We start from the raw sequence: 14,589 nt of genomic DNA on the forward strand, positions 1-14,589 counted from the left end.
GCTTATCGACGCTTCCTCTTCTGACGATCCCCGCTCCCCACATGCGCAGCCACGCTGCACCTGGGAGCGGGGATTCGTGTATCTGGCAGCTAAGCTAAGAGCCATGAGTTCCACCACCATCATGATCCTCACGATGGCGAGCGTGTTCATTGGCGCTTGCTGCTTCGGCGGCGGCTATGCTGCCAAGTCCTATGGCAAGAGCACCAAAGCCGTGGTGTCCTGGATTATCGGCGCCTTCTTCTTCGTGCTCCTCGTCCCCCTCATCTTTGCTGTGTTTATGGCTACCGGCTTCATTGGCGATGCCGCCATGAACTAGGTTGCTGCTGGGCCGCCAGGGTGCGTGGGCAGCGAGTGGGCGTCGATAAGCGGCGGCCGCCGCAGGGTACGCAATTGAAAGAGAGCAGGTAGATGGTGTACCTTGAAAAGGTTGCTTGACGCAACGACCCTCCTGCCACGTCCACGATGGGCGCGGCCGAACCACAATTACTAGACCATAGGAGGTGATGAGGTCCGTGCGTCAATACGAACTCATGATCATTCTCGATCCCTCGCAGGATGAACGCACCGTAGCCCCGTCCCTAGATAAGTTCCTTGAGACTGTTCGCAAGGAAAACGGCACCGTTGACAAGGTGGACATTCGCCCGAAGCGTCGTCTGGCTTATCCGATCAACAAGAAGGAAGAGGGCATCTACGTGGTCCTTAACCTGACCTGTGAGTCGGAGACTGTCGTCGAGCTCGACCGCAAGCTGAACCTCAGCGACACGGTTCTGCGCACCAAGGTGCTGCGCACCGATCGCTAATCAGGAACACTGGTAGTAACACCAACCAACGAGCTCCTAAGGAGTCCTGAGACCATGGCACAAGGCGATACCCCTATCACGATTGTTGGCAACCTCGTTGCCGACCCTGAACTGCGTTTTACCCCTTCGGGTGCCGCAGTGGCCAACTTCCGTGTGGCTTCCACTCCGCGACGCTATAACTCGCAGACCGGCCAGTGGGAGGACGGCGAGGCACTGTTCTTGCAGTGCAATGTGTGGCGCCAGGCGGCGGAGAACGTCGCCGAGTCGCTGACTAAAGGTATGCGCGTGATCGTTAATGGTCGGCTCCGCCAGCGCACCTTCGACACCCGCGAGGGAGAGCGCCGCACCGTCTTCGAAGTCGAAGTCGATGAGGTGGGCCCCTCGCTGAAGTACGCTACGGCCTCCGTGAACCGCGTGCAGCGCGGCCAGGGTGGTCAAGGCGGCCAAGGCGGTGGCTTTGGTGGCGCTAACTCTGGCGGCGGCCAAGGCGGTGGCTTTGGTGGCGGCCAGGGCGGTGGAAACCGCGGTCAAAGCCAAGGTGGTTTTGGTGGCTATCAGCAACAGTCGCAGAACGACGTCCAGAACGATGACCCGTGGAACTCGGCACCCCCTGCGGGTGGGTTCCAGGGCGATGATGACGACCCGCCATTCTGATAGGCGGGTCCGATGCGCCCGCACGCGGGCATCGGGACCTAATGCGAATACACAACCACTTTTCATTCTTTTCATAAGCGAAAGGCAGGGATCATGAAGCTGATCCTTACGGCTGCCGTAGAGAACCTCGGTGTCCCCGGTGACATCGTCGAGGTGAAGGACGGCTACGGACGTAACTACCTGCTTCCCCGCGGTATGGCCATTGTGGCAACCCGTGGTGCAGAGAAGCAGATCGAAGACATCAAGCGTGTGCGCTCCGAGCGCCAGATCCAGAGCCTGGATCATGCACGCGAGGTCAAGGAGCAGATCGAGGCCCTTGACAACATCACTGTGACCATGCGTACCTCCAGCAAGGGCAAGCTCTTCGGCTCTGTCCAGGCTGGCGACATCGTTAAGGCGATCGAGGCCGCTGGCGGCCCCAAGATCGAGAAGCAGACCATCACCGTGCCCAAGGGTCTCGTCAAGAGCACCGGCGGCTACCAGGTGATTGCTCAGCTGCACGATGACATCAGTGCAAAGGTGAACTTCAAGGTCGTCGCCGCGTAATCTACGCGCACTAGACGGCGGGTCTCGCGCATAGAGGAGACCCCAACGACAACAGCGCACCAGGGCCTCTGGTGGGGACACACTCCCCGCTAGGGGCCCTTGGTGTATCTCGGGGCAGGGTGGTGCACACAAGGGCGCTGCGGGGCCGGTGCGGCTCGCTTAGCCGGAAGCGGGCACGGGCAAGGGCTGTGGTGCATCTCTCGCCCGGAGCGCCTCTCTAGGGCGTGTTGGTGTGGGGAGATCTATCGACACTGATGCGTGTGTGATGCGCGCCCATCGGCAGAGTTATGCACAATCCACAGCCATGTCTGTGGACAAGTGCGATAGCACTGTGCATAACCTGTGCATGAGAGGTCCATAAGCCCCACGGCGAGGGGGCAACTTGCCCCTCGAGAGGGGGTGCTTGGCGGGTGCGAAGATGACGATCTGGTGACGTCGATACTGGGTGCCACTAGTGAACTACCGTCTGAGCAGGAGGGATATATAAAACCGCAGGTAAACGGCACCTAATCGCTAGGTGAGCAGGAGTTTTAGCTGCTATTCACCTCCCGTACACAGAGTTATCCACAGACCCCTGTGCATAACTGCCGCGCAGAGTGTGAAGAATCTCTCCCCCGCAGCCCAGAACGCGGGGTGTTATCCACAGCAGCGGCCGCCAATGTGGAGCGGCTGGGCGCCGAGCGCATTGCTTCCCCGCTGCTGTGGGTGGACCTCCTCTGCCCTAGGGGGACGGCGCGCTCAGGGGTGGATAGAATCGAGATCTGGTGTCTCCCGCATCCGCGGGATGCGCCTAGGCTGAGAAGTGGCGACAGTGAAGGAGCTGAGAGACGTGGCAGGTAGCGCGAACTTTGATGACAACGCCTTCCCGCCGGACCCCGCCGAGGGCGGGGCCGGGCAGGACGCCAGCTACTCCCCCAGTCCAGGTCGGCCGGAGGGTTTCCCCGCCGAGGCGATCAGTGATTTCCCCCCGGCGCCCGAGTTTGCGCCCAGTAGCTTTGATGACTCGGCCCCGAGCTATAACCACGCCGGACCTAATCAGGGTCGATTCGCCCCGCAGCGCAGCGCGGGTCGGGGGCGCTTCGATGACGCCACCCCGCGGGACTATGCTCGGCAATTGCCGCATGACCGCGAGGCGGAGCAGGGCGTGCTGGGGGCGATGCTCATTGCGCCGACGGTGGTCACCGATATCGTCGAGGAGCTCAACCCTGAGGACTTTTATGCGCCGCAGCATCAGCTGATCTATCGCGCCATTTTGGATCTCTATGCGGACAATAAGCAGATCGATACCTTCATCGTGCGCGATCGTTTGCACCGCCACGGCGATCTGGAGCGGGCGGGAGGCCCCTCCTATCTGGTCACCCTCGCCGAGGTTGTGCCCACCCCTGCCAACGCCCCCTACTACGCGGAGATCGTCTCTGAGAAGGCCGTGCTGCGCCGTTTGGTCTCGGCGGGCACGCGCATCGTCCAGCTGGGCTATGAGGCGGCCGGCGATACCGAGATCGAGGTCATGATCGATCTGGCGCAGCAAGAGGTATTCCAGATCGCGCAGAAGAAAACCGTCACCGATTATGCGGTGCTGGATGATCTGCTGCAGCCGGTGATGGATGAGCTGGATGAGATCGCCCAAAACGGCGGACTGTCCACCGGAGTGCCCACCGGGTTTATTGATCTCGACCGCATCACCAATGGTTTGCACGCCGGCCAGATGATCATTGTGGCGGCTCGTCCTGGTGTGGGTAAATCCACCATCGCCCTGGACTTCATGCGCTCCTGTTCGATCAAGCACAATATGGCCTCGGTGCTCTTCTCGCTCGAGATGTCCAAGTCTGAGATCGTCATGCGTCTGCTCTCTGCCGAGGCCGAGGTGAAGCTCTCCGATATGCGCTCCGGCACCATGTCCGATGATGACTGGGCGCGTATCGCGCAGCGGGCCGGGGAACTCAGCGAGGCACCGCTATTTATCGATGACTCCCCGAACCTGACGATGATGGAGATCCGCTCGAAGGCCCGCCAGCTCAAGGACAAGCATGATCTGCAATTGATCGTGGTGGACTACCTGCAGCTGATGAGCTCCGGCAAGAAGGTGGAGTCCCGCCAGCAAGAGGTGTCCGAATTTTCCCGCCAGCTTAAATTGTTGGCCAAGGAGCTAGAGGTGCCGCTGGTTGCGGTGGCGCAGCTCAACCGTGGCCCCGAGTCGCGCACGGATAAGCGCCCCCAGCTGGCGGATTTGCGTGAATCCGGCTCGTTGGAGCAGGACGCCGATATGGTGATGTTGCTGTATCGCCCCGACTCCCAGGACCTCGAAGATGTGCGCGCCGGCGAGGCGGACATCATCTTGGCGAAGCACCGTGGTGGCCCCATCGGCACCGTCGAGGTGGCCCACCAGCTGCACTACTCGCGCTTCAAGGACTTGGCCCGCGCCTAAAAAGCGGGCGGCGCCGCCTAGCGTTCTTCGCGGGCGGCGATCACACTATCGATGGCTTCCGACAGCGGCTGATAGTGGTTGAGCAGCCGCTCCACGGCCTCCTCGCCATTGCCCTCGGCGATGGCATCCACGATGCCTTGATGGGCGGTGGCAAGCGGCTGGCTGCTGGGATCCGACTCGAACACGGGGTGCTCGCCGAAGCGCTCCGCTACGGCCTCCAACAGCGAGAAATACACATTCAGGATGGCGTCGTTAAGCTGCTTCAGCGTGCGCGAGCGCAGCGGGGCGAATAGCTGGTTGTGGAAGCGATAATCCAAGTCCACGGTGGACGAGCCGGCGCGCTCGGCTGCGGCCATCTCCTCCACGGTGTCCTGCAATTGCGCGATCAGCGTCTGCTTCGCGGCGTCGTCCTCGGCCACATAGTTCATCACGATGGGAAGGAAGGCCACCTCGAGGCCGCGGCGCAGCGTGATGATGTCCTTGGCCTCGTTGCCGCCGGAATTGAGCGAGAGCATGCCCTGGAAGATCAGCGCCGGAGTCAGCGGGGCCAGAGGATTGCCGGCGACAAAGGTGCCGGTGCCGCGGCGCACCTCCACCATGCCCACGGCCTCCATCACCTTGATGGCCTCGCGAATGGAGTTACGGGAACAGCCAAGGATGCGTTGGAGTTCCGGCTCGGGCGGAATGGGGTCGCCATTGACCAGCCCAGCATTCAGAATATAGCGCGCGATCTCCTGTACCAGCTGATTCGAGCGGGTGGTGGGCTGGTGGCCCATGCGGCCGAAATAGGCGTTGTCGGTAGTCACTGTGTGTCCTCGTTGTCGTCCCGGAAGTTACACAGCGCACACTGTCTCGGCGGTCTGTTTCTGCGGCACGCGACCGCATATAAAAACCGGTGACAAGGCTGATGAGGAACTCCGGTGCAGTTTCTCGGTTGTCGAACAGTCTACAAAATCGACATCAGCCCAGAGTTAGCGCGCCACCCACAGCAACGACTCGGAGGTAGGTGAGCCTAGTCTCGCGACCCCGCAGCCGCCGCACAGGGGTTGAGGAAGCTCGAGCGGAAACGCCGCAGCCGCAGCGAGTTAGTCACCACAAATACGCTCGACAGGCTCATCGCCAATCCCGCGAGCATCGGATTCAGCAGACCCAAGGCGGCGACGGGGATGAGCACGATGTTGTAGATAAACGCCCAGAACAGATTTCCTTGGATCACCCGCAGCGTCGCGCGCGATAGCTGCAGCGCATCAACGGTAGCGCGCAGATCCGAGTGCATGAGGGTGATATCAGCGGCCTCGATGGCCACATCCGTGCCCCCACCCATGGCGATGCCCAGATCCGCCTCGGTGAGGGCGGCGGCGTCATTGATGCCATCGCCAACCATCGCCACGGTGCGCCCCTGCTCGGCGAGTGCCGCGACGTGGCGCACCTTATCCTCCGGCAGCACCTCGGCGATCACGTTCTCCGTCGCGATGCCCACCTGGCGGGCCACATGGCGGGCCGCCTGCTGGTTATCGCCGCTGAGTATCCACGGCTGGAGCCCTAAGTCCTTGAGCTGGCTGATGGCGGCAGCCGCCTCCTCTCGGGGCGCATCGGATACGGCAATCACGCCCACGGGCGCCTCGTCGACGCGCACCAGCACCACGGTGGCGCCGGTCTCGCGCATCCGGTTCACCACCTCGGGCAGATCCGCCGCTTCTGGCTTGACGACGCTCACCCGCTGCCCCTCCACCACGGCGCTGACCCCCTGCCCCGCGGTGGTGAGAAATTCGCTGGCGGCAGGCACGGTAATCCCCCGCTCGGCGGCGGCACGGCAGATCGCGCGCCCCACCGGGTGCTCGCTGCCCGACTCCGCCGCCGCGGCACGAGCCACAAGCTCCTCCTCCGAAACCCCGGTGGCGTAGAGGCCGCTTAAGGACATCTGCCCCGTGGTGATCGTGCCCGTTTTATCCAGCACAATGGTATCGGCGTGGCGGGTGGATTCCAGCACTTCGGGGCCCTTAATCAGGATGCCCAGCCGGGCGCCTCTGCCCGTGCCCACGAGCAATGCCGTCGGAGTAGCCAGCCCCAGCGCGCAGGGGCAGGCGATGATGAGCACCGCCACCGCGGCCGCGAAGGCATCGGCGACGGAGCCATCCCGCAACAGCAGGTGGGCGCCAAGGGTGAGCAGCGCTATGGCGATCACCACGGGCACAAATACCTGGGAGATCCGATCCACCAGCCGCTGCACCGGGGCCTTGCGGGCCTGGGCGTCGCTCACCAGCCGGCCGATCTGGGCCAAGGTGGTATCCGCGCCCACCCGGGTGGCCTCCACGATCAACCGGCCCGTGGTGTTGAGGGTGGCGCCGGTGACCGTCGCGCCGGGATCGACCTCGATGGGCATGGACTCGCCGGTGAGCATGGATTCATCTACCGCGGAATGCCCCTCGATCACGCGCCCATCGGTGGGGATCTTCTCCCCGGGGCGCACGACACAGTGATCGCCCACCGCCACCTGGGCGCTGGGAATATGCACCTCGCGCCCATCGCGCAGCACCGCGGCTTCTCGTGCGCCCAGGTTGAGCAATTCCGTAAGCGCCTGGGAGCTGCGCCCCTTCGCGCGCTCCTCGAACCAGCGTCCGAGCAGCAAAAACACGATCACCATGGAGGCGGTTTCCAGATAAATCTGATCCATGCCCGCGGCGGCGTGCGCGGAGAGGCTCATATGCATGTGCATTCCTGGCTGCCCCGCCGAGCCGAGGAAAAGGGAGTATAGCGACCACAGGAACGCCGCCGTCGTGCCCATGGAGATGAGCGTGTCCATGGTGAAGGCGCCGTGGCGCGCATTGCGCACGCAGGCGCGGTGGAAGGGCCAGCCGCCCCACACATACACCGGGGCGGCAAGGGTGAGCGCGGCCCACTGCCAGTACTGGAATTGCAGGGCCGGCACCATGGATAGCAGCATCACCGGCAGCGCCAATAACGCGGAGACGATCACCCGCTGCTTCAGCTCTGCCTGATAGCGGGCGTGCTCCTGCTCCGCCCGCGCGGGGGCGTCCGCGGCCGCCTCCGCAGGCGGCGCGGCGGCGTCGACAGGCGCAGCGGTGGAGTCGCTCATGATGAAGGCGTCATAGCCGGTGGTGCGCACCACGTCGAGAAAGTCCGCGGTGGAATGCAGCGCTGGGTCGAAGGCGATGCGGGCGGTCTCGGTGGCGAAATTCACCGTCGCCTGCGTGCCCTCGAGCTTGTTCAGCTTGCGCTCCACCCGCGAGGAGCAGGACGTGCAGGTCATGCCCGTTACTCCTAGATCGACATGCTCCAGTGCGGTGCTGTCCTGCATATATTCTCCTTCTCTTCCCTTGTGGGGCCCATCCTACCTAGATACCCCTAGGGGGTATAGAGGTGAGTGAAAAAGACCACTCACCTGCACGAGATGAGTGGCGGAGCCGAGACTAGTCCTCGACGACAACCTCGTAGCCGGCCTCTTCGATCGCGGCGGTCACACCCTCATCGGTGAAGCCATGGCCGGTGACGCGGACAATACCCCGCTCAACATCAACATCGACACCCTGGGTGCCGGCAACAAACTCCAGCTCCTGCTCCACTGCCTTAGCGCAGTGCTCGCAGGTCATACCCTTAACCTTGTAGTTCTTCATGCCCATGTTTAGTCTCAATTCCTTAGCAAATCATCGCGCGGCGTCTGCATGCGCCGCGGCTGGTCATACGTGCGGTACGGCTCTCTGGCGCCGCAGGGCGGCCCCGCTTGGGGCCCGCCTGGCGCGGCGTACATTAACCGATACTAACCCCTCCCCGATCCCGCGTGCCGCAGCCACCCCAGTGTCCGCGTATGGCCCACGTCAGCTGCGCGCTACGGGCTCGTGAGAGGGTGCAGGACCACACTGCGGAATGAACCCCGCTCCGGCGGCGTTGCACCCCCATGTAGCCTTGAAACCACGGTCTACGTACACCAACAGATAATGAAGGAGATTGGCCACCATGGCAACCATCGAATTGAATGAGAACAACTTCCAGGACACGGTTACCGGCGAGGGCATTGTGCTCGTGGATTGCTGGGCCGCATGGTGTGGCCCCTGCCGTGCCTTCAAACCCACCTTTGAGAAGGCCTCCGAGGAACACACGGACGCCACATTCGGCACCCTGGATACCGAGAACAATCAGGGCCTTGCCGCTGCACTAGAGATTCAGTCCATCCCGACCTTGATGATTTTCCGCGATGGCATTCTGGTCTACCGCGAGGCCGGCGCCCTGCCGCCCGCCGCGCTGGAGGACCTCATCACCCAGGTGAAGGGGCTGGACATGGACGAGGTGCGCAAGCAGGTTGAGCAGGCGCAGAACGAGCAGGGCTAAGCCTGACTATGCGGCGCAGCCATCCAGCGCACTCTGGTGCTCTGGGTGATGCGTGCCCCATCCCCACCTTCTGGGCGCCGTGGAGCGCTCGGATCGTGGGGATTTTCTCTACACTGAAGCTACAACTGCGGTTGCGCAGGCACAGCGTGCGCTGCCGTCTCTCGTGACCGCCACCAAGCAGAAAAAGGTAAGGACACTGATCTAGATGGCTAATCCACTGAGCAAGGGCTGGAAGTACCTCATGGCCTCCTTCGACAATGCGATCGATGAGAACGCCGATCCGCAGGTGCAGATCAATCAGGCTGAGGAGGCGGCGAAGAAGCAGCATCGCGAGATCGCCGAGCATGCGGCCTCCATCATTGGCCAGCAGCGCCAGTTGGAGATGAAGCTCAACCGCCTCGTGGAGGACCAAAAGAAACTCGATGAGCAGTCGCGCACCGCGGTGCGGGCCGCTGATAACGCCCGCGCTCAGGGCGATGAGCGGGCTGGGGCGGAATATGACGCCACCGCCGAGGTGATCGTGAGCCAGCTGGTGGCGGTAGAGAACCAGATCGAGGATGTGCGCAGTCAATACGAGCAGGCGGTGCAGGCGGCCGACCAAGCCAAGGCCACCGCGAAGCAGTCGGAGGCGCGCCTGCAGGAGCAGCTCAGTGAGCTGACCCAGCTGCGCAGCCAGGCCGAGCACGTGGAGATGCAAGAGACGAATGCCAAGGCCATGGACTCCATGGGGCAGTTCTCCCAGGACGATTCCGTGCCCACCCTCGATAGCGTGCGCGAGAAGATCGAGAGCCGCTACGCCACCGCGCTCGGGGCGCAGGAACTCACGGTGAACACCGTGAATACCCAGATGCAGGAGATTCAGGCCGCCGGCCGCGATATGGCCGCCCAGTCGCGGCTGGAGAAGATTCGTTCCGAGATGCAGGGCGAACTGAGCGCCGCGCAGGATTCTCCCGCCGAGCTCTCCCGCGGTAGCGAGCCCGAGGACGCCGAAGAGGTTGCACCGGAGAATCCCACGGCGGATTCTGAGCAGGATTCCGACCGCTAGCTGTGGCGATAGCCCTAAGCCTGGGCGCGTACAACGAGCCGCCACCGTCGATCCCCCGCTCGGGATCCGGTGGCGGCTCGTGGATGTCTCTGCGGCGCGTGGGCGCCCACAGCCGGTGCTAGAAGTCGCGTCCGCTCAAATTAATGAGCACGCCGCGAATACCCGAGTGGAAACCATCGCGCAGACTGACGCGCTGCGATTCAGTGAGCGTGTATTCATGCAGGGTTTCGCAGGCGAATTGCAGCAGCGGCCGATCAATCTCCGGGGGCAGGCCACCGCCGGAGAGCATATGCGCTTGGTCGCGCTGCTCGGAGGAAGCGGCATTATCGAACCACCACGAGGCGTATTGCTGGCCCACATCGAAGGGGGTTTGGAATCCCGCAGAGGCCCATACCTCATTCGGCAGGGGCACATAGCGCGAGCGCAGCTTGCGGCGGCGCGCCATCATGGAGGGCTTGGGCGTCGGTTTCGGCGTGGGCTTCGGCACGGGGCCGCTTGTCGACGCCGCGCTCCGGCGATTCTCCGCGCCGGTGGAGCTCTCCCCTGCCGCCTCGGACTGTGGGGTTGGGCTGCTCTCCGGCTCCTGCTTCTCGGCAGCTGGCTGCTGCTGATTCTGGGCGATATCTGCCGGGGTGGGTTGCGGCACGGGCTCTGGGGTATCCCCCGAGAGGTGTGCCGGGGTGAGCCCCGCTGCGGCACTCGGGGTGGAGAGCGTGGCGGGCGCATCGGCGCACGGTTCCGTGGTGGATGTGGCGGCCTGCTCCGACTCGGTGGACTCCGTGCCGGAATAGGGGCGGTCATCATCTGTTTCGGCGGGCTCGCCCGGGCGGGTCAACAGCGGCGAATCGCTGCGGTTGCGCTGGTGCTCGGCGGAGTCCGCAGAGTTCTCGGAGGCTGCCGGCTGCTCGGGAGGTGCTGGGCTCTCGGGTGTGTCCTGCTTCTCGGCCGAGGTGTCCCCCGGCGTTGCTGCACTCTCGCCCGTGCCCTCGCCGGCGGCGGGGGCCTGCTCGGAGCTGTCAGCCGCGGAGGAGGAGTCACAGGGGGACGAGGGGCGCGGCTGTGCGCGGTTGCCGTGGCTGAGCGTGGTGCCCGGCACCGAGCAGGGCGAGGTATCGTCCAAGGGCTCGGCATCCCCGATGGGCTTGGGGCGAACCTGCGGGGGCAGCGGCCCTTCTAGGACCTGCAATTGCATGCACTCCGCGAAATCCTCGCGGGGATCCAAAATGGTGGTGGTATCGCAGGCGTGGCGCAGGGCGGAGGACATGGAGTCCCAGCCGAAGCCGTAGAGGTGCACCCGCACGCCCGCCATCGAGGCCTCTTGGACGCCCGGGATCATATCCGCATCGCCGGAGACCAGCACCATGTCCGTACAGGTGCCGCGCACTCCGGCGAGAACCATATCCGCGACGAGGCGGGTGTCCACGGCCTTTTGGGTGCGGCGCTCGCCCCATTCGATGAGCTGGCCGGCGCGGAGCAGCACGCCATCGCAGGTGCGCAAGGCTCGTTGATAGCGGTGGGGACCGGAATCGGGGAGCCCGTCGTACCACAACTGGCGGTGAATCGGCTGGCCCAGCTGGTCCTGGATCATCTGACCCAGGACCGCTACCACCTCGGGAAGATCAATCTCTAACTGGGCGCGGGCCCCTGTTTCCCATGAGTTATAAAAGCTGGCTAGAAGGTAGGAAGTGTCTACAAATACCTGTGTACGAGGCAACATGGCTAATGGTTGTCATCCGTTTCTCATTAATAATCATCTGTATAAAAACGGGGGTAAAGATGCACCCTCCGTGTGCCTTATAGTGTGCCCTATGTGCACCCCTCGCGTCGAAAAGGCACATCGTCTCCCCCCCAATCTTTCTGTGACCAGCACTTCGGGTGGGCTTGCGCGGCGGCAGGGTGGTCGGTCGCGATGAGCTGCGTCCAGTTGCGTATGTCGGTAGCCCTTGTCATCTGGGTTGGTTAGTTATATGGTTAGTTACACCAGTAACCAACCAATGAGCCTGCGGGGTGGCGTCGACAAGCCTCCGCCCCGAAGGGCGCGTGTGTGAGAAGGAGGAAGGATGGATGAAGCCACTGCTCCCCTCTTCCGGCAGATTGCCACCCTCGTTGAGGATTCCATTGTGGAGGGCTCCCTCGCTCCTGGGGAGCGTGCCCCGTCCACTAATGAGTTAGCGGAATTTCATTCCATTAATCCGGCAACTGCCCGAAAGGGGCTGACGTTGCTTGTCGATATCCGCGTTCTCGAGAAGCGCCGCGGCATCGGGATGTTCGTGACGGACGACGCCCGAGAGCTGATCCTTGCTAGGCGGCGCGAGGAATTCGCCGCGAGTTTTCTCGCACCACTAATTGATGAAGCCGTCAAGCTGGGTATCGCCCGCGCTGAATTGCACACCCTGATTGATCGAGTTGCAGAAAGTAGAGGTCTCTACCAATGAGCATCGTCCATACACACAACCTGTCTAAGTCCTATGGCTCGCACACCGTTCTTCGCGGCGTGAGCATCGACCTGCAGCCCGGTTCGCTTTATGGTCTGCTCGGCCGCAACGGCACCGGTAAGTCCACGCTGCTCACCATCCTCGCGGGTCAAAATAAAGCCAGCGCCGGTGAGCTGAGCGTCTTCGATAGTGCGCCCTTCGATAATTCCGCGGTGATGGATCGCTGCGTCTATGCCGGAATCGATAACCCCTACCCTGGGCCGTGGAGCGTGAGCACGATTCTCGACCTCGCTGCTCGCCGCTACCCGCGTTTCGATTCAGCTCGGGCCACAGAGATGACCGCGCAGTTCGGGCTCACGCCACACGCATCCTATTCGGATCTCTCCCGCGGCCAGCGCTCCATGGTGGGCGCCATCGTCGGGCTCTGTGCGCGCGCCGAGCTGACCTTGCTGGATGAACCCTATTTGGGCCTCGACGCCCAGAACCGCGAACTCTTCTACTCCCTATTGCGTGAGGAGCAGCAACTCCATCCGCGCACCATCGTGATGGCCACGCATCAGCTCGAAGAGCTCGCCCTTGTGATCGATGAAGCGCTCGTGCTCTCCCCCACGGGTGAATTTGTGGGGCAACTCCCCGTCGAAGATATCGACGATGCCTACCGCTTTGTCACCGTCCAGCGGGCCGATAGTGACGCCCTTGTGCAGGCGCTGGGTTCCGGAATTCTCAGCCGCCGCGATGGCCGCACCCATAGCCGCTTCATGGTCACCGCAGCATCTGTGGAAGCAGCGGACCTGCAGGGGCACAGCGTGCGCATCGATACCCCGAGCTTGGCCGATGTGTTCCAAGCACTGACAGAAACCCCCAGTCCCACCCACTAACTCCACTCCACCGCCACGTATATAAGGAGGCAGACATGACAGCCACAGAATTTGCGCGCCCGCTGTGTTCCAGCGTGCGCATGAACGCGAAGTGGATCGACATTCTCCCCATGCTGGGCTTGGGCCTTGTGGGTTTGACCAGCTACTTCATGGTTCCACCAGCGCAAGCGGTGATGGGCGCTCTCCTCCTGCTCGTCGCTTATGCCGCACTCCGCAACAAGGTGGTGTTCGGAGCGTGGGCCCTGGGAGTTAATCACGCGGGAAGAATGCGCCTGCTCGCCGGGCCGTTGATACTGGCGATCCTGACGCAGCTACCAGCCTGCATCATCGTGGCCGGCGCATTATTCGCAGAGAATGCGCGCTGGTGGTGGAATGGTTTTATCGGGCTTGCCCTCTGTGTTCTCGCCATCTATGTCCTCGAAGCGCTGTGGTTCCAACGCGCACACGATCGGCCGGAACTGGCACGGGCGATGGAACCCAAGGTGTGGGCCACTCGCCCCACCCTGGTGCTCATGCGTGGCTGCACGGGCCTGCCGTTGCCGGTGCAGCTGATACTCCCGCCACTGCTTGTCTTTTTCGTGATCGCCCAGATTATCGCCTTAGGCTCGCAGGTATGGGAGTGGACGGAACCGCAGCCGCTGATGGGAATGGTCGCGCTCGTGCTCAGCCTCGGAGGGGTGATTGTTGCCCAAGAACCCGGTTCCCTCGGAACATGGCGGAGCTTCGGGCTCACGCGAAAACAGTGGTTCGGCACTTGCCTGAGCGCCATGGTGCTCTATGCGTTTATAGCCGCAGGGTGCTCGAAGCTGCTTGCCGCTCTTATTAGCTATGACACCTCCGTCATGAGCTATCCCACCCTCGCGCTGCGGGCATTGGCCTTCATGCTCGTCTACCTCGCGCTCTATACCTTCGCCAATCCCAAAGTGGCGATCTCTGGAATTCCAGGGACTGTGGTCCTCGCCAGCTCCGGCATGCAGATCGCCGAGTTCTACGGTATCGACATGGCGCTCAGCCTGGTCATCCTCGTGGTGGCCGTAGTCGTGGCGGTGGTCAACATCTTCCTCCGTGGAACACAGACCCCCATACGATGCGGGGTGTATCGCTAGCACGGGCTAGGTACTTCTCCCTGAGTGTGTGCTCGGGCGCGTGCTCGGTGGCGGCTACGAACGGGCTAGGTGGGGCGCGGCCGCATAAGAACGACGTTGCATGGTTATGAACATCAGAAAAACAGTTAGTGACCTGCAGGTTTGTGTTGTTATAGAGTGCTGTGTAGTGTTTATCGAGTCGCTGCGGCACGGACGAGCGAAAAGCTTCCGTTCGAGCAGTAGTGAGTGTTGTTTGAGAACTCGATAGTGTGCCAGCTTTGTTTTGTTGATGTGTGCTGCTTTTGTTGTGGTGTGCGTGTTTGGTTGTGTGTGGATCGGGTGCCCTTGTGATTGGGGTTTGTTTGGTCGCATGT

At 62.7% G+C, this 14,589-nt stretch carries 14 protein-coding genes; 10 read left to right on the forward strand and 4 right to left on the reverse strand.

Features of this window, described 5'->3' with window-relative positions; translation table 11 throughout:
* The first annotated feature begins 103 nt into the window (after window positions 1–103).
* The 5 genes from GBB14_RS07660 (at window position 104) to dnaB (ending at window position 4,425) form a co-directional block, all read left to right on the forward strand.
* Window positions 104–316 (forward strand): hypothetical protein, encoded by a 213-nt coding sequence (locus tag GBB14_RS07660; RefSeq protein WP_225976639.1) that lies wholly within the window; start codon window positions 104–106, stop codon window positions 314–316.
* Window positions 317–512: 196 nt separating this feature from the next.
* Entirely contained in the window at window positions 513–800 is a 288-nt protein-coding gene (gene rpsF / locus GBB14_RS07665) for a 30S ribosomal protein S6 (RefSeq protein WP_192795935.1), read from the forward strand.
* A 54-nt stretch (window positions 801–854) separates the two neighbouring features.
* Window positions 855–1,454 carry a single-stranded DNA-binding protein gene (locus GBB14_RS07670; protein ID WP_151529719.1) on the forward strand — a complete coding sequence of 200 codons (600 nt, stop codon included), beginning with the start codon at window positions 855–857 and terminating at the stop codon, window positions 1,452–1,454.
* A gap of 93 nt (window positions 1,455–1,547) precedes the next feature.
* Window positions 1,548–2,000, forward strand: coding sequence for a 50S ribosomal protein L9 (gene rplI, locus GBB14_RS07675; protein WP_151529720.1), 453 nt, complete (start codon window positions 1,548–1,550; stop codon window positions 1,998–2,000).
* A gap of 829 nt (window positions 2,001–2,829) precedes the next feature.
* Window positions 2,830–4,425: a replicative DNA helicase gene (gene dnaB, locus GBB14_RS07680; protein WP_225976640.1), complete on the forward strand. Its 1,596-nt coding sequence runs from the start codon at window positions 2,830–2,832 to the stop codon at window positions 4,423–4,425.
* Window positions 4,426–4,442: 17 nt separating this feature from the next.
* Here dnaB and GBB14_RS07685 read toward each other — a convergent pair whose 3' ends face one another.
* The 3 genes from GBB14_RS07685 to GBB14_RS07695 all read right to left on the reverse strand — a co-directional run bounded on the left by GBB14_RS07685 (window position 4,443) and on the right by GBB14_RS07695 (window position 8,066).
* On the reverse strand, window positions 4,443–5,231 hold the full coding sequence (locus tag GBB14_RS07685; protein ID WP_151529722.1) for a FadR/GntR family transcriptional regulator: 789 nt from the start codon (window positions 5,229–5,231) through the stop codon (window positions 4,443–4,445).
* A 206-nt stretch (window positions 5,232–5,437) separates the two neighbouring features.
* Complete coding sequence (locus GBB14_RS07690) at window positions 5,438–7,744, reverse strand: cation-translocating P-type ATPase (RefSeq protein ID WP_151529723.1); 2,307 nt, start codon at window positions 7,742–7,744, stop codon at window positions 5,438–5,440.
* A gap of 112 nt (window positions 7,745–7,856) precedes the next feature.
* Window positions 7,857–8,066, reverse strand: coding sequence for a heavy-metal-associated domain-containing protein (locus tag GBB14_RS07695; RefSeq protein ID WP_151529724.1), 210 nt, complete (start codon window positions 8,064–8,066; stop codon window positions 7,857–7,859).
* A 334-nt stretch (window positions 8,067–8,400) separates the two neighbouring features.
* Between GBB14_RS07695 and GBB14_RS07700 the strand changes: the two genes are divergently transcribed.
* Together GBB14_RS07700 and GBB14_RS07705 are read left to right on the forward strand one after the other, a co-directional pair.
* Window positions 8,401–8,772 carry a co-chaperone YbbN gene (locus GBB14_RS07700; RefSeq protein WP_151529725.1) on the forward strand — a complete coding sequence of 124 codons (372 nt, stop codon included), beginning with the start codon at window positions 8,401–8,403 and terminating at the stop codon, window positions 8,770–8,772.
* 205 nt (window positions 8,773–8,977) lie between these two features.
* Window positions 8,978–9,817, forward strand: a complete 840-nt coding sequence (locus GBB14_RS07705; RefSeq protein WP_151529726.1) for a PspA/IM30 family protein — start codon at window positions 8,978–8,980, stop codon at window positions 9,815–9,817.
* Between the two features lie 118 nt (window positions 9,818–9,935).
* Here GBB14_RS07705 and GBB14_RS07710 read toward each other — a convergent pair whose 3' ends face one another.
* Window positions 9,936–11,534 (reverse strand): NYN domain-containing protein, encoded by a 1,599-nt coding sequence (locus GBB14_RS07710; protein ID WP_151529727.1) that lies wholly within the window; start codon window positions 11,532–11,534, stop codon window positions 9,936–9,938.
* Window positions 11,535–11,877: 343 nt separating this feature from the next.
* On the opposite strand from GBB14_RS07710, the gene GBB14_RS07715 reads away from it, so the two are divergent.
* From GBB14_RS07715 to GBB14_RS07725, 3 genes are read left to right on the forward strand one after another with little or no spacing between them, the layout of a single operon-like run.
* The gene (locus tag GBB14_RS07715; RefSeq protein ID WP_151529728.1) at window positions 11,878–12,252 is read left to right on the forward strand and encodes a GntR family transcriptional regulator; all 375 of its coding nucleotides are present in this window, start codon (window positions 11,878–11,880) and stop codon (window positions 12,250–12,252) included.
* Window positions 12,249–13,130: an ATP-binding cassette domain-containing protein gene (locus GBB14_RS07720; RefSeq protein ID WP_151529729.1), complete on the forward strand. Its 882-nt coding sequence runs from the start codon at window positions 12,249–12,251 to the stop codon at window positions 13,128–13,130. The genes GBB14_RS07715 and GBB14_RS07720 overlap by 4 nt, the downstream gene beginning before the upstream one ends.
* Window positions 13,131–13,165: 35 nt before the next feature.
* Window positions 13,166–14,236: a hypothetical protein gene (locus GBB14_RS07725; RefSeq protein WP_151529730.1), complete on the forward strand. Its 1,071-nt coding sequence runs from the start codon at window positions 13,166–13,168 to the stop codon at window positions 14,234–14,236.
* The last annotated feature ends 353 nt before the right edge of the window (window positions 14,237–14,589 follow it).

Source organism: Corynebacterium sp. 51B (assembly GCF_008930785.1).
Taxonomy (GTDB): Bacteria; Actinomycetota; Actinomycetes; order Mycobacteriales; family Mycobacteriaceae; genus Corynebacterium; species Corynebacterium megadyptis.

Bases quoted from the DNA above. Each gene is read 5' to 3' on its own strand.
- GBB14_RS07660 (WP_225976639.1), top strand. From the start codon at position 104: ATGAGTTCCACCACCATCATGATCCTCACGATGGCGAGCGTGTTCATT.
- GBB14_RS07670 (WP_151529719.1), top strand. From the start codon at position 855: ATGGCACAAGGCGATACCCCTATCACGATTGTTGGCAACCTCGTTGCC.
- rplI (WP_151529720.1), top strand. From the start codon at position 1,548: ATGAAGCTGATCCTTACGGCTGCCGTAGAGAACCTCGGTGTCCCCGGT.
- GBB14_RS07690 (WP_151529723.1), bottom strand. From the start codon at position 7,744: ATGCAGGACAGCACCGCACTGGAGCATGTCGATCTAGGAGTAACGGGC.
- GBB14_RS07695 (WP_151529724.1), bottom strand. From the start codon at position 8,066: ATGGGCATGAAGAACTACAAGGTTAAGGGTATGACCTGCGAGCACTGC.
- GBB14_RS07700 (WP_151529725.1), top strand. From the start codon at position 8,401: ATGGCAACCATCGAATTGAATGAGAACAACTTCCAGGACACGGTTACC.
- GBB14_RS07705 (WP_151529726.1), top strand. From the start codon at position 8,978: ATGGCTAATCCACTGAGCAAGGGCTGGAAGTACCTCATGGCCTCCTTC.
- GBB14_RS07710 (WP_151529727.1), bottom strand. From the start codon at position 11,534: ATGTTGCCTCGTACACAGGTATTTGTAGACACTTCCTACCTTCTAGCC.
- GBB14_RS07715 (WP_151529728.1), top strand. From the start codon at position 11,878: ATGGATGAAGCCACTGCTCCCCTCTTCCGGCAGATTGCCACCCTCGTT.
- GBB14_RS07720 (WP_151529729.1), top strand. From the start codon at position 12,249: ATGAGCATCGTCCATACACACAACCTGTCTAAGTCCTATGGCTCGCAC.
- GBB14_RS07725 (WP_151529730.1), top strand. From the start codon at position 13,166: ATGACAGCCACAGAATTTGCGCGCCCGCTGTGTTCCAGCGTGCGCATG.